Source organism: Stenotrophomonas sp. MMGLT7, from assembly GCF_021168555.1.
Classification (GTDB): domain Bacteria; phylum Pseudomonadota; class Gammaproteobacteria; order Xanthomonadales; family Xanthomonadaceae; genus MMGLT7.
The window spans coordinates 215,478-230,592 of record NZ_JAJOZS010000006.1; the positions used below are offsets into that span (position 1 = coordinate 215,478).

The following is a 15,115-nucleotide window of genomic DNA, read 5'->3' on the forward strand; positions in this document are numbered from 1 at the left end:
ACGGGGCGATGACCTTCGCTGCGCACGTGCGCACATGCACGCAGGCAACCGGAGTTCATGCAAACGCCGCGGCGGGGTTTTATGCTTTCACGACTGGGGAGGCATCGGGTCACCCGGGCCAGAAAGGAACCAGTATGCTTCCCAGTCATTGCGCGAGCGGCGGCGATGACACCGGGCCGTCGGCGGTTGCCGCATGCCTGGCGCAATTCCTGCAAAGCATCGACGCAGACGCCCAGGTCGCGTTTGCCTGGCACGATCCACGGCTGGGCCGGGCCGCGGCGGGCTGCCCTGAGGCAGCGGCCGATGTGGCGATCGCGGCACTGGCCGCGGCCGCGCCGGCCGGAAACGAGGATTGGAACGTCCGCCGCTGGGAGCGCGCCGGCGAAGATGCGCAGCTCGTGCTTGCGTGGCGTTGCCGCCCGTGCGCGCTGCCGGCGTGGCAGCCCATGGCCATGGCCCTGATCGAGTCGGTACTGGCGACCGAGGGCATGCGTGCGCGGGTCGGCAAGCTGGAGAAGTCCCAGCGGCTGCAGCAGGCGCTGTACGAGATCGCGGACCTGGCCGGGACCGACCTGGAGATGCCGCAGATGCTGCGCCGTATCCACCAGGTGCTGGGATCGCTGATGTACGCCGAGAACTGCTACATCGTCGAGTACGCGCCGCACGACGAGAGCATGCGCTTCCTGTATTTCGCCGACCAGCACGACGACTTCATCGCCGACGCCGGCCGCCGCTACCAGTCCAGGGAGGTGGCCAACAGCCTGACCCTGGCGCTGCTCAGGCACGGCAGGCCGATGCTGGGCCCGTCGCATCGCGTGCGCGAGCAGCTGAACGTGCCGCCGGACAGCAGCCAGGGCCCCGACAGCCTGGACTGGCTGGGCGTGCCGATGCTGCGCGACGGCCAGGTATGCGGGGCGATCGTGGTGCAGAGCTACGAGCGCGGTGCCGGCTACGACGAAGCCGACCGGGTACTGCTGGGCTACGTCGCCCAGCACGTGCTCACCGCGCTGGACCGGCGCCAGGCCAAGGCGCGCCTGGAGTCGCGGGTGCAGGAGCGTACCGGCGAGCTGTGCGAGGCCAACCGCGTGCTGCAGGAGGAAATCGCCGAGCGCCGCCGCGCCGAGCAGTTGCAGCGGGCGCTGTTCGACATCTCCGAACTGGCGATCAGCGCGGCAAGCCTGGACATCTTCTATGCCCAGGTGCACGCGGTGGTCGGCAAGCTGCTCGATGCGCGCAATTTCTACATCGCCTTGGTCAATGCCGCCGGAGACGGGCTGGAATTCGCCTATTCGGTCGACGAACACAGCCCGGTGCGGCCGCCGCGCCGGTTCAGCAACGGCCTCACCGAGTACGTGATCGCGCGGCGCGAGCCCATGCTGGCCAGCCGCGAGGAACTGGAGCGGCTGGCCGAGCAGGAGGTGGCGCATGGATTCGGCGCGCGCGCGCACAGTTGGCTGGGCATCCCGCTGGCCATCGGGGACGATGTGGTGGGAGCGATCGTGGTGCAGAGCTATTCGCCTGCCGTGCACTACAGCGCCGACGACCAGCGGCTGTTGCTGTTCGTTGCGCAGAACATCGGCAACGGGCTGGCGCGCCAGCGCGGCCAGGAGCAGCTGCGCCGCGCCCATGCCCAGCTGGAGCAGCGGGTGCAGGAGCGTACCGGCGAGCTCGCCGCGCTGAACCAGCAGTTGCGCGACCAGATCGGCGAGCGCCTGCTTGCCGAGCGCAGGCTCACCCACCAGGCCTTGCACGATGCGCTCACCGGCCTGCCGAACCGCACCCACCTGCTCGACTGCATGGCCACGGCCATCGCCCGGGCCGCGCTGGACCCGGGCGCCGGCTTCGCGGTGCTGTTCCTGGACCTGGACCGCTTCAAGCTGGTCAACGACAGCATCGGCCACGCCGCCGGCGACCAGATGCTGGTCAAGGTCGCCAAGCGCATCGTTTCCACGGTGCGCGCCGAGGACGTGGTCGCGCGCCTGGGCGGCGACGAATTCGCGATCCTGGTCAGCCGCACCGCCGTCGTCGGCGATGTCCGCGAACTGGCGTCGCGGCTGCAGGACGCGCTGGGCAAGCCGATGTGGATCGCAGGGCGCGAGCTGTTCCCCGCCGGCAGCCTGGGCATCGCCATGTGGAATCCACGCTACTGTACCGGCGAGGAACTGCTGCGCGACGCCGATGCCGCGATGTACCGGGCCAAGGCACTGGGCCAGGACCGCTGCGCGGTGTTCGACGAGGCCATGCGCGAGGCCGCGCTGCGCAGCCTGGACCTGGAGTCGGACCTGCGCCGGGCGATCAACGCCCGCCAGTTCGTCGCCCACTACCAGCCGATCGTGCGCCTGGCGGACGACGCGGTGATCGGGCACGAGGCGCTGCTGCGCTGGGAACACGAGAGCCGCGGATTGCTGCTGCCCGGCGAGTTCATCGAGCTGGGCGAGGAGAGCGGGCTGATCGAGCAGGTGGACTGGCTGCTCTACGAGCAGGTGGTGCAGCGGTTGGCGGCGGCGCCGGAAGAAGCCGGCTACCTGGCGGTCAATGTGTCGCCGCGACATTTCCGCAGCAGCGGCTTCGCCCCGCGCCTGCTGGCGATGCTGGCGCGCGCGGGTGCCGACCCGCGCCGCCTGCGCGTGGAGATCACCGAAGTGGCGCTGATGGACGACAGCGCCGACACGATGTACGCGCTGAGGATGCTGCGCGAGCACGGCGTCCTGATCCAGCTGGACGATTTCGGCACCGGCTACTCGGCGTTGTCGTACCTGCACCGCTTCCCGATCTCGGTCCTCAAGGTGGACCGAAGCTTCGTCGCCGGGCTGCACCGCGCCGACCAGAACACCCAGGTGCTGGTGAGCGGAGTGCTGGCGCTTGCCGCCACGCTGGGCCTGGAGACGATAGGCGAGGGCATCGAGACGGCGCAGCAGCGGCAGGTGCTGCACGAACTCGGATGCCACTATGGCCAGGGCTACCTGCTCGGACGCCCGGCGCCGCAGCCGCTGTGCGGCTAGGCCATTCCGGTGGCCGGCCTGATCGCGGCCGGGTCCGGCAACGGCGGGCAGCTCAGAGTGTCTCCAAACGCATCTTCGTGCAGGGCGGCGTGCGCGACGCCTTCCCGGGCATGGGTTTACGGAAGACTCGATGCCGTTGCTCCCGTGCAGGCGGGAGCCTGGGGCCGGGTCGCGACTGGCGCCGATAGCGCCAGGTACTTGTCGCGTGCATTGCCGTCGGGGAAACCGTCGTACCGGCAAGGACAGTGCGCAGCCCGGGCAAGGCCGGAGGCCGCACCCGGGATGGCATGACACGCCGGCCTTTTGCCCCGGGTGCGCTGTGCTTATCCGGCTTGCCTCGCTACCGTCCGGCAAGTTCTCCGGGTTGGTCGGTGGAGGCCTGCGCCAGCACTGCCACGGTATCCGCCTGGCCATGGCATGGCTTGGATCGAGGCGCCGACATGCGTTTGCCCGTCGTCCCGGAGGAGGCGGGGAGATCCAGTGCCTTTTCTTGCAAGACCCGGGAACGAAGGGACTTGACGCTTGATTCCACTGCACGAGTCGCTGCGTCCCCGCCTTCGCGGGGACGACGCGTTCATGTCTTCCCTGTGCACATCCCGCTGCTGTGGCTGGAGGCTGCGCCCGGGGCAGCCCACGCCGGATCACGGGTGTGCGCGGTTCAGCGCAGTGCGGCGCTGCGCTTCTCGTCGATCCACTTCGACGCCTGCGCCGGCCGGTAGCTGCGCATCCATTCCAGCATCTGGTCGATGTCCTCGCCGTACCACAGGTCGGTGCGCTGGTCCGGGTGCAGGAACCGCTCGGCCACCATGCGGTCGATCATACCGATCAGCGGCGCGTAGAAGCCGTCCACGTCGAGAAACGCGCACGGCTTGTTGCCGATGCCGAGCTGGCGCCAGGTCAGCATCTCGAAGATCTCCTCCATCGTGCCGAAGCCGCCGGGCAGGGCGACGAAGCCGTCGGACAGGTCGAACATGCGCGACTTGCGCTGGTGCATCGAATCGACGATCTCCAGTTCGGTCAGGCCGCGGTGCGCGACCTCCCAGTCCGCCAGCTGCTTGGGGATCACGCCGGTGACCTGGCCGCCGGCGGCCAGCACCGCATTGGCCACGGTGCCCATCAGTCCGACGTTGCCGCCGCCGTAGACCAGGCGCAGCCCCTCGCTGGCCAGGCGATCGCCCAGGGCGATGGCACGTTCGGTGTAGACCGGCTTGCTGCCGGCATTGGAGCCGCAATAGACGCAGATGCTTTTCATTGGGATGAGATTGGGGATTCGGGATTCGGGATTCGGGATTCGGGATTCGTAAAAGCCGACGCCGGGCTAGAAGCCCGGCGCCGGTGTTTCGCAGGCGGGAAGGGTACAGGGGGGGCGATCGCGGTTGCGAATCCCCAATCCCGAATCCCCAATCCCGGCCCCGTCAGTTCGCCTTGTGGATGGCGCGCTTGTTCACCGCCATGGCGGCGTCGTGCACCACTTCCGACAGGGTCGGGTGGGCGTGGCAGATGCGTGCCAGGTCGTCCGAGGAGCCGTTGAACTCCATCGTCAGCACGCCCTCGTGGACCAGCTCGGAGACCACCGGGCCGACCAGGTGCAGGCCGAGTACGCGGTCGGTCTCGGCATGCGCCAGCACCTTGACGAAGCCGACCGGCTCGTCCATCGCCACGGCGCGGCCGTTGGCGGCGAACGGGAAGCTGCCGGCCTTGTACGGGATGCCCTCGGCCTTGAGCTGCTGCTCGGTCTTGCCGACCCAGGCCACTTCCGGCTCGGTGTAGATCACGTACGGGATGGTCTCGAAGTTGACGTGACCCGGCAGGCCGGCGATCAGCTCGGCCACCGCGACGCCTTCCTCGAAGCCCTTGTGCGCCAGCATCGGCCCGCGCACGCAGTCGCCGATCGCCCACACGCCGTCCACGCCGGTATGGCAGTGCTCGTCGACCACGATCTGGCCGCGCTCGTTGACCTGCACGCCGGTACCTTCGGCAAGCACGCCCTTGGTCGCGGCACGGCGGCCCACGGCCACCAGCAGCTTGTCCACGGTCAGGGTCTTCTCGCCTTCGGCATCGCTGTAGGTGACGAGGACCTGGTCCTTCTTGCCCTTGCCCTTGCCCGCCACGACCTCGGTCTTGGAGACCTTGGCGCCCAGGCGGATATCCAGGCCCTGCTTCTTGTATTCCTTGGCCGCCGCCTTGGCGACCTCGGCATCGGCGGCCGGCAGGAAGTCCGGCAGCGCTTCGAGGATGGTGACCTCGGCGCCCAGGCGCTTCCACACGCTGCCCAGCTCCAGGCCGATCACGCCGGCACCGATCACCACCAAGCTCGCCGGGACTTCTGTGAAGTCCAGCGCACCGACGTTGTCGACGATGTTCTTGCCGTCGAACTTGGCGAACGGCAGCTCGATCGAATCCGAGCCGGCAGCGATGATGACGTTGGTGCCCTTGAGCTCGACCTCGTCGCCTTCGTGCGGCTTGATCTTGACGATGTTGCCCGGCTGCAGCTGGGCGAAACCGTAGTAGGTGGTGATCTTGTTCGCCTTGAACAGCATCGCGATGCCGCCGGTGAACTGCTTAACGATCTTGTCCTTGCGATTGATCATCGCCGGGACGTCGATCTCGGCGTCCTTGAAGCTGATGCCGTGGTCGCCGAACTGGTGGTGCATGTTCCAGAACTGGTGGGACGAGTCCAGCAGCGCCTTGGACGGGATGCAGCCGACGCGCAGGCAGGTGCCGCCCAGCGCCGGCTTGCCGTCCTTGCCCAGCGCGGCGTCCACGCAGGCCACCTTCATGCCCAGCTGTGCGGCGCGGATGGCGGCGTGGTAGCCGGCCGGGCCGGCACCGATGACGACGACGTCGAATTGTTCGCTCATATCATTTGCTCACGGGAATGGGGAATAGGGAATAGGGAACGAGGGAGACGCATGCGGCACCCGGTTCCCCATCCAGGTCCAGGCGGGAACGGGGAGGGGAATGGGAGCATGTTCTTCCCATTCCCGAGCCACCATTCCCGATTCCCGGCTCTTACAGACCGAACAGCATGCGGTCCGGGTTCTCCAGCTGGTTCTTGATGTCCACCAGGAACTGCACCGAGTCCTTGCCATCGATGATGCGGTGGTCGTAGGACAGGGCGATGTACATCATCGGCGCGATCACCACCTGGCCGTTCTCGGCGATCGGGCGCTCCTTGATCGCGTGCATGCCGAGGATGGCGCTCTGCGGCGGGTTGACGATCGGCGTGGACAGCAGCGAGCCGAAGGTACCGCCGTTGGTGATGGTGAAGGTGCCGCCCTGCAGTTCCTCCAGGCTCAGCTTGCCGGCACGGGCCTTCTGCGCGTACTCGGCGATGCCGTGCTCGATGTCGGCGAACGACTGCCGCTCGACGTTGCGCAGCACCGGCGTGACCAGGCCCTTGTCGGTGGACACCGCGATGGAGATGTCCGAGTAGCCGTGGTAGATGATGTCGGTGCCGTCGATCGAGGCGTTGACCAGCGGGAAGCGCTGCAGGGCGTTGGCCGCGGCCTTGACGAAGAAGCTCATGAAGCCGAGCTTGATGCCGTGGGCCTTCTGGAAGTCCTCCTGCAGTGCCTTGCGCGCAGCCGAGACCTTGGCCAGGTTGACCTCGTTGAAGGTGGTCAGCATGGCCGTGCCGTTCTTGGACTGCATCAGGCGCTCGGCGATGCGCTGGCGGATGCGGGTCATCTGCACGCGCTCTTCCGGACGCGCGCCGCTGGCCTTGGTGGCACCGCCGCTGCGGGCGAACTTGACGATGTCTTCCTTGGTCACGGCGCCGTGGCGGCCGGTGCCGTCGACCTGCGCCGGATCCACGCCCTCGGTGATGGCCGAGAAGCGGGCGCCCGGGGGCAGGCTGTCGGTCGCGCTCTTGGCGGCCGGTGCCGGAGCGGCGGCAGGCGTCGGGGTGACAACGGGAGCCGGGGCGGTCGGAGCCGGAGCCTCGGCCTTCTTCTCCTCGGCCGGGGCCGCGGCGGCGCTCGCGCCTTCCTCGATCACGGCCAGCAGCTGCGAACTGGTGACGGTGTCGCCCTGCTGGAACTTGATTTCCTTCAGTACGCCATCGACCGGTGCCGGGACTTCCAGCACGACCTTGTCGGTCTCCAGGTCGACGAGGTTCTCGTCGCGCTTGACGGCATCACCGGCCTTCTTGTGCCAGGTGGCGATGGTGGCGTCGGCTACGGATTCGGGCAGTACCGGAACTTTGACTTCGGTGGTCATGCGGGAGTGTCCTAGTTTTCTTCAGATTAGTGAGGGGATGGAGGCAACTTTTTTCTCCCCGGCAACCGGGGAGATTCGCGGATCGGGAGGTGCCAATGAGCTTTCCCGATCTCGATGAAGCGACTTCAAGAGCGTTTGTGTGGGGGAGCTCGGGGCTCCCCCGGCAAGGCCGGGAGAACCCCGCGCGGACTACTCCGCAACCAGGTCGTTGAACGGGTTGACCAGTGCATCGGCGATCAACTGCTTCTGCTGGGTGTTGTGATCGTTCAGGTGACCGGCGGCAGGAGCGGGCGAGCGGGCGCGGCCGGCGTAATGCAGGCTCTGGCCCGGCTGCAGGCAGGCCTGCAGGTGGTGGCGGATCTGGTACCACGCGCCCTGATTCTGCGGCTCTTCCTGGGTCCACACCACGTCCGGGGCCTTGCCGAAGCGCTTGAGCTCCTCGACCAGCAGGTCACGCGGGAACGGATACAGCTGTTCCACACGAACGATTGCCGCGTCGTCCTGACCGCGCTTCTGCGCGTCTTCCAGCAGGTCGTAGTAGACCTTGCCGGTGCAAAGCACCACGCGCTTGACCTTCTTCGGATCGGCGGCCTTGTCCGGGATCACCTGCTGGAACTCGCCGTCGGCCAACTCCTCCAGGGTGGACACGGCCAGCTTGTGGCGCAGCAGCGACTTGGGCGACATCACCACCAGCGGCTTGCGCGTGGTGCGCTTGAGCTGGCGACGCAGCATGTGGAAGCACTGCGCGGGCGTGGTCGGCACGACCACCTGCATGTTGTCCAGTGCGCACAGCTGCAGGAAGCGCTCCAGGCGGGCGGAGCTGTGCTCCGGACCCTGGCCTTCCTGTCCGTGCGGGAGCAGCAGCACCAGGCCGCTGATGCGTCCCCACTTGGCCTCGCCGGAGGACACGAACTGGTCGAACACCACCTGCGCGCCGTTGGCGAAGTCGCCGAACTGGGCTTCCCATATCGTCAGGGTGTTGGGATCGGTGGTGGAGTAGCCGTACTCGTACGCGGCCACGGCTTCCTCCGACAGCAGCGAGTCGTAGATCGACACGTCGTCAGGCTTCTCCACCAGCTGCCGCAGCGGCAGGTAGTAGGTGTCGGTCTTCTGGTCGTGCAGGATCGCGTGGCGGTGCGAGAAGGTGGCGCGGCCGACGTCCTCGCCGGTCAGGCGCATGCGGTAGCCTTCGTTGAGCAGGGTGGCATAGGCCAGGTTCTCGGCGAAGCCCCAGTCGGCCAACTGCTGGCCGGCGGCCATCTTGCGGCGGTCGTCGTAGACCTTGGCCACGCGCGAATGCAGCTCGATCTCCGCGGGAATCGTGGTGATCGCCTGGGCCAGGCGATCCAGGGTCTTGCGCTCCACCTTGGTGTCGACCGGGTCGTGCAGGGTGCCGGTGAGGTACTTGGACCAGTCGATGGCGAACTCGTCCACGCTGCGCTCGGCCAGCTCGGTGGTGAGTTCGCCGGCGTCCAGCTTGGCACGATAGCCATCCACCAGGGCCTGTGCCTCGCCCGACTGCAGCACGCCTTCCTTCTCCAGCTGCTCGGCATACAGCTCGCGGGTGGTCTTCTGGTCGCGGATGACCTTGTACATCAGCGGCTGGGTCACCGACGGCTCGTCGGCCTCGTTGTGGCCCCAGCGGCGATAGCAGACCAGGTCGACGAAGACATCCTTCTTGAACTGCTGGCGGAAGTCGTAGGCCAGCTCGGTGACGTAGGCCACCGCGTCCGGATCGTCGCCGTTGACGTGGAACACCGGGGCATCAATCATCTTGGCGATGTCGGTGCAGTAGCGGGTGGAGCGCGCGTCGAGCGGGTTGGAGGTGGTGAAGCCGACCTGGTTGTTGATGACCACGTGCACCGTGCCGCCGACGGTGAAGCCGCGCAGCTGCGACATCTGCAGCAGTTCCATGACCACGCCCTGGCCGGCCAGCGAGGCATCGCCGTGCACCAGGATCGGCACGACCCGCTCGCGGGAGGTATCGCCGAAGCGCTCCTGGCGCGCACGCGCGCTGCCGGCGACCACCGGGTCGGCGATCTCCAGGTGCGACGGGTTGAAGGCCAGCGCCAGATGGACCGGGCCGCCCGGGGTGGCCACGTCGGCGGAGAAGCCCATGTGGTACTTGACGTCGCCGTTGACGGCCAGATCGCCCTCTACGTGCTCGAACTTGCCTTCGAACTCGTTGAACAGCGTGCGCGGGTTCTTGCCCAGGGTGTTGACCAGCACATTGAGGCGGCCGCGGTGGGCCATGCCGATCACCACGTCCTTGACCCGGTCGGCGCCGGAGCGGCGGACCAGCACGTCCATCAGCGGGATGAAGGAGTCGCCGCCTTCCAGCGAGAAGCGCTTCTGGCCGACGTACTTGGTGTGCAGGTAGCGCTCCAGGCCCTCGGCCGCGGTCAGGCGCTCGAGCAGGCGCTTGCGGGTCTCCTTGTCGGCCTTGACGTTGCCGCCGTCGGCCTCGAGGCGCTTGTAGACCCACTGGCGCTGCTCGGCATCGGAGATGTGCATGAACTCGGCGCCGATGCTGCCGGTGTAGGTCGCCTGCAGGCGGGCGAACAGGTCGCGCAGGACCATGCGGGCCGGGCCGCCGACGCCACCGGTGCTGAACTCGTCGTTCAGGTCCTGCTCGGACAGGTGGTTGGCCGCCAGGGTCAGTTCCGGCGGATTGAGCGGCGGGACCAGGCCGAGCGGATCGAGCTTGGCGCCCAGGTGACCGCGTGCGCGGTAGGCGGTGATCAGGCGGCCGACGTTGCGCTCGCGCTCGTCGGCCACGGCGACGCCGGTGCCGCCGCCGTTGGCGGCCTGGCGTGCGGCCTCGGTGATGTGGGCGATCACGCCGGAGTGCGGGATATCGCCGGCTTCACGGCCCTTGAAGGTGTCGAAGTAGGACTTCCACTTGGGATCCACGCTCTCGGGCGAGACCAAGTACTGTTCGTACAGGTCCTCGATATAGGAGGCATTGCCGCCGGCAAGCTGCGAAGTTTGCGCAAACTGCTTGAGTACATTATCCATGTTGGTGACCTGTCGCTTGGGTAAAGGCTTCGGAGGGATTGGGCCGCTGCAAGCGCGGCCCTGATCGGGCGACGTCGAATCGCCCGATTATAAGCGCGGGCATGGCCCGGTTCGTCTGGCTGCGCGGCCCGTCGGGGCGGCGCAATTCATGCACGTTCGGTGGGGTGCGCGGGTGCGGACCGGGTGCGGGAGTTCTCATGCGGGCTCCTCGTCCTGGTCTGCGGAAACGGGCTGGTAATGGCCGCTGCGCACCAGTTCCCAGACGGCGTCGCGGCCCTTGGCCGACAGGCGCGCGTACAGCGCCCCGTCGAGGGTTTCGGCCGCGGCCAGCGCGCGTGCGTCGGCGATCGGCATGGGGAACTGCAGGCCGCTGCAGAACAGCGTGGCCCCGCGGCGGGCGCGACGCCAGGCCAGGCGCGACCAGGGAAAGCGCTGCAGCGCCAGGCCGTCGCCGAGGGCAGACTCGATCTCCTGGCGCGACGGCAGCTGCGGCGGCGGCATGACCTCGCCGGAGGCGCGGTAGGTGGTGACAAAGCGTCCGAACCAGTCTCCCAGCATGTCGGCGTCGTTCATGCGCAGCGCGTTCAGCGCCTCGACCGCGCGGCCCATCGCCGCCGTGTCGATCTCGTACGGGTCCGCGGCTGTCGCCAGGTCCTCGTCGTGGTAGCGCACGGCCTCGTCTGCGCCTTCGATCAGCGTGTCGAGGTAGTCGGCGATCAGTTCGGCCGAGGATGGCGCGCGCATGCCCACCGAGAAGGTCAGGCAAGCGTCCTCGGCGATGCCGTGGTGCGGCACCAGCGGCGGCAGGTAGAGCATGTCGCCCGGCGCCAGCACCCAGTCGTGGGTGGGGGCGAAATGACGCAGCAGCTTGATGTCGACGTCGTCGCGGAAGCCCAGGTCCGGGGCCTTGCGGCCGAGCGCCGCGCTGGCGTCGATCTGCCAGCGGCGATGGCCCTGGGCCTGCAGCAGGAACACATCGTAGTGGTCGACGTGCGCCCCGACCGAGCCGCCGGTGGCGGCGAAGCTGATCATGATGTCGTCGATGCGCCAGCGCGGCAGGAAGCGGAACTGCTCCAGCAGCGCGCGCACGTCCGGGTCCCACTTGTCCACGTCCTGCACCAGCAGGGTCCAGTCGTGGTCGGGCAGGCCGGGGAAGTCCTCTTCCTGGAACGGGCCGCTGCGCACGTTCCAGCGCCCGCTGCTGCGATCCAGGCTGATCAGCCGTGCCAGCACGCCGTCCTCGCAGGCCAGGCCCGCCAGGTCCTCGGGCGCCACCGGCGACTGGAAGCCGGGAAAGGCGTTGCGAATCAGCAGGGGGCGCTTGTGCCAGTAGTCGCGCAGGAACCGGTCCGCCGGCATGCCGAGGGGGTGACGCGATGTCGCCTCGATCTCGAGGGTCAGTGTCTTGGCGGCGCTGGCGGTCTTGGCGGTCTTGGTCATGGGGTGGATCGTAGGCGTCTGCAATGGTCCGGCGCGGTGCGATTGGCCGTCAGGATCGGATCTGGCGCGGATTCATGCATTGATGTCGATCAAAACCATTTGATTCCGCGACCGAATAGGCCATCCCTGCGCTACTTTGTCGCAGGTTTCGGCCGCCCGCGCACGTATTTTGCGCGCAGGTGCGTCAATTTGTCGCATGGTAAGGGCCCGGCCAACCGGGCGCCTGCGGCATTTCAGATATCCCGCGCCAGCCGTTCCGCCAGTCCGGTGTAGCTGCCGGGAACCAGTTCCAGCAGGCGCTGCCTGGCATCCGCGGGCAGGTCCAGCGACTCGATGAAGCCGCGCATCGAGCCGGCGTCGATGCCGTGGCCGCGGGTCAACGCCTTGAGCTGTTCGTAGGGGTTGGGCAGGCCGTGGCGGCGCATCACCGTCTGCACGGCCTCGGCCAGCACTTCCCAGGCCGCGTCCAGGTCGGCGTCCAGGCGTTCGGGATTCACCGTCAGCTTGCCCAGGCCCTTGGCCAGCGAGTCCAGCGCCACCTGGGTGTGGCCGAAGGCGGTGCCCAGTGCGCGCAGCACGGTGGAGTCGGTCAGGTCGCGCTGCCAGCGGCTGATCGGCAGCTTGGCCGAGAAGTGCTCGAACAGGGCGTTGGCGATGCCGAAGTTGCCCTCGGCGTTCTCGAAGTCGATCGGGTTGACCTTGTGCGGCATGGTGGAGGAACCGACCTCGCCCTCCTTGAGCCGCTGCCGGAAGTAGCCCAGCGAGATATAGCCCCAGATGTCGCGGGACAGGTCGACCAGCACGGTGTTGGCGCGGCGGGCGGCGTCGCCGATCTCGGCGACGTTGTCGTGCGGCTCGATCTGGGTGGTGTAGGGGTTGAACACCAGTCCCAGCCGCTGCACGAAGCGCTGCGCGAACGCCGGCCAGTCCACGTCCGGATAGGCGACGACGTGGGCGTTGTAGTTGCCGACCGCGCCGTTGATCTTGCCGGTCAGCTCGACCGCGGCGATCTGTCGCAGCTGCCGCTCCAGGCGGGCGACGACGTTGGCGATCTCCTTGCCCAGCGTGGTCGGCGAGGCGGTCTGGCCATGGGTGCGCGAGAGCATCGGCTGCGCGGCCTGGTCGTGGGCCAGCGTGCGCAGCGAGGCGGCGATGCCCTGCAGCGCCGGCAGCAGCACCTCGCCACGGGCACGCTCGAGCATCAGCCCGTAGGACAGGTTGTTGATGTCCTCGCTGGTGCAGGCGAAATGGACGAACTCCAGCGCCGGGCCGAGCGCGGCATCGTCGCGGAGCCGCTCCTTGATGAAGTACTCCACCGCCTTGACGTCGTGGTTGGTGGTGCGCTCGATCTGCTTGACCCGCGCCGCATCCTCCACCGAGAAGTCGTCGGCCAGCGCCAGCAGGCGCGCGCGCGCGTCGGCGGGGAAGGCCTCCAGCTCGGGGATGCCCGGCTCGTCGGCCAGCGCCAGCAGCCATTCGATCTCCACCTTCACCCGGGCGCGGATCAGGCCGTACTCGGAGAAGATCGGACGCAGTGCATCGACCTTGGACGCATAGCGGCCGTCGAGCGGGGACAGGGCAAGCAGGGCGGAATCCGGCATGGAGGCTGAAGGGGGAGTGGCGAGCGGGGCACATATTCTACGGTTCCGGGGGCGCGGGAGGGGGCGGGGCCGGGGTGTCGTATCCTTGCCGGCAGCCGCCAGCCAGGGCACGAGTGCCCGCCAGCCGCAGGTTTCCTCTCACCCGACAGATAGCATGCGGAGATTTCCAATGAGCGACAGCTACAGGATCGAACACGACAGCATGGGCGAGCTGCAGGTGCCCGCCGAGGCGCTGTGGGGCGCGCAGACCCAGCGCGCGGTCGACAACTTCCCGGTGTCCGGGCAGAAGATGCCGCGCGGCTTCATCCGCGCGCTGGGACTGGTCAAGGCCGCCGCGGCCGGGGTCAACGCCGAACTGGGGCTGTTGCCCAAGGGCGTGTCCAGGGCGGTGCAGGCCGCCGCGCTGGAGGTGGCCGACGGCCGCTACGACGACCATTTCCCGATCGACGTCTACCAGACCGGCTCGGGCACCTCATCGAACATGAACGCCAACGAGGTGATCGCCACCCTCGCCAACCGCAGCGACAAGGCCGGCAAGGTCACGGTGCATCCAAACGACCACGTCAACCTGGGCCAGAGTTCCAACGACGTGATCCCCACCGCGATCCGGGTGGCGGCGCTGCTGGCCACCCACGAGCAGTTGCTGCCGGCGCTCAAGCACCTGCGCAAGACCATCGACAGGCGCGGCCGCTCGCTGGGCAAGGTGGTCAAGACCGGCCGCACCCACCTGATGGACGCGATGCCGCTGACCTTCCAGCAGGAGTTCGGCGCCTGGTCGGCGCAGCTGGCCTCGGCCGAGGACCGCATCGCCGACAGCCTCAAGCGCCTGCGCCGGCTGCCGCTGGGCGGTACCGCGATCGGCACCGGCATCAATGCCGACCCGCGCCTTGGCGGCAAGGTCGCGCGGGCGCTGTCGGCCACCACCAAGGTCAGGTTCGAGAGCGCCGACAACAAGTTCGAGGGGCTGGCCGCGCAGGACGACCTGGTCGAGCTGTCCGGCCAGCTCAACGCGCTGGCGGTGGCGCTGATCAAGATCGCCAACGACCTGCGCTGGATGAACTCGGGGCCGCTGGCCGGGCTGGGCGAGATCGAGCTGCCGGCGCTGCAGCCCGGTTCCTCGATCATGCCGGGCAAGGTCAACCCGGTGATCCCGGAAGCCACGGTGATGGTCTGCGCGCAGGTGATCGGCCACCACACCGCGATCACCGTGGCCGGGCAGACCGGCAACTTCCAGCTCAACGTGAGCCTGCCGCTGATCGCGCTCGACCTGCTGGATTCGATCGGCCTGCTGGCCAACGTCTCCACGCTGCTGGCCGACAAGGCCATCGCCGGGCTCAAGGTGCGCCAGGACCGGGTCAAGCAGGCGCTGGCGCGCAACCCGATCCTGGTCACCGCGCTGAACCCGATCATCGGCTACGAGAAGGCCGCGGCCATCGCCAAGCGGGCCTACAAGGAAGGCCGGCCGGTGCTGGAGGTGGCGGTGGAGGACAGCGGACTGGCCGAGTCCGAGCTCAGGCAGCTGCTCGATCCGGTGGCGCTGACCGCCGGCGGTATCCACGGCGGCTGAGGTTCGCTGCCGCGGCCGGGGAGCCGGCGAGGAAACGGGCCGCAGGGCCCGTTTCCATGTCTGCCTTGGCCTGGAGCTTTCCTGTAGGAGCGACTTCAGTCGCGATCAGGCTTTACCGGTAGAGCCTCATCGCGACTGAAGTCGCTTGTGTCTTTCCAGCCGTTAGATTTGGAGGCGAGAGCGGAGTGCGGCAGCCCGTTCAGTCGCAGTGCCTGAGCACGTGTAGGAGTCAGGGGCGCCGCACTCCCTGCTCCCATCGCAGCCCG

Annotated in this window: 8 protein-coding genes; 2 read left to right on the forward strand and 6 right to left on the reverse strand. The window is 68.1% G+C overall.

What is annotated here, in order from left to right; genetic code table 11:
- The first annotated feature begins 134 nt into the window (after window positions 1-134).
- On the forward strand, window positions 135-3,002 hold the full coding sequence (locus tag LRX76_RS10345) for an EAL domain-containing protein (protein WP_231804780.1): 2,868 nt from the start codon (window positions 135-137) through the stop codon (window positions 3,000-3,002).
- Between the two features lie 658 nt (window positions 3,003-3,660).
- Here the strand turns inward: LRX76_RS10345 and LRX76_RS10350 are convergent.
- The 6 genes from LRX76_RS10350 to purB all read right to left on the reverse strand — a co-directional run bounded on the left by LRX76_RS10350 (window position 3,661) and on the right by purB (window position 13,282).
- Window positions 3,661-4,254, reverse strand: a complete 594-nt coding sequence (locus LRX76_RS10350) for a TIGR00730 family Rossman fold protein (RefSeq protein ID WP_231804782.1) — start codon at window positions 4,252-4,254, stop codon at window positions 3,661-3,663.
- A 163-nt stretch (window positions 4,255-4,417) separates the two neighbouring features.
- A complete protein-coding gene (gene lpdA, locus LRX76_RS10355) occupies window positions 4,418-5,863 on the reverse strand; it encodes a dihydrolipoyl dehydrogenase (RefSeq protein ID WP_231804785.1) in 1,446 nt (481 codons plus the stop codon).
- A gap of 151 nt (window positions 5,864-6,014) precedes the next feature.
- Window positions 6,015-7,223, reverse strand: a complete 1,209-nt coding sequence (gene sucB / locus LRX76_RS10360) for a dihydrolipoyllysine-residue succinyltransferase (protein WP_231804787.1) — start codon at window positions 7,221-7,223, stop codon at window positions 6,015-6,017.
- A 189-nt stretch (window positions 7,224-7,412) separates the two neighbouring features.
- The gene (locus LRX76_RS10365) at window positions 7,413-10,241 is read right to left on the reverse strand and encodes a 2-oxoglutarate dehydrogenase E1 component (protein ID WP_231804789.1); all 2,829 of its coding nucleotides are present in this window, start codon (window positions 10,239-10,241) and stop codon (window positions 7,413-7,415) included.
- A 195-nt stretch (window positions 10,242-10,436) separates the two neighbouring features.
- Window positions 10,437-11,681 carry a cupin domain-containing protein gene (locus tag LRX76_RS10370; protein ID WP_231804791.1) on the reverse strand — a complete coding sequence of 415 codons (1,245 nt, stop codon included), beginning with the start codon at window positions 11,679-11,681 and terminating at the stop codon, window positions 10,437-10,439.
- A gap of 233 nt (window positions 11,682-11,914) precedes the next feature.
- Window positions 11,915-13,282, reverse strand: coding sequence for an adenylosuccinate lyase (gene purB / locus LRX76_RS10375; RefSeq protein ID WP_231804793.1), 1,368 nt, complete (start codon window positions 13,280-13,282; stop codon window positions 11,915-11,917).
- A 169-nt stretch (window positions 13,283-13,451) separates the two neighbouring features.
- On the opposite strand from purB, the gene LRX76_RS10380 reads away from it, so the two are divergent.
- Window positions 13,452-14,849 carry a class II fumarate hydratase gene (locus LRX76_RS10380; RefSeq protein ID WP_231804796.1) on the forward strand — a complete coding sequence of 466 codons (1,398 nt, stop codon included), beginning with the start codon at window positions 13,452-13,454 and terminating at the stop codon, window positions 14,847-14,849.
- The last annotated feature ends 266 nt before the right edge of the window (window positions 14,850-15,115 follow it).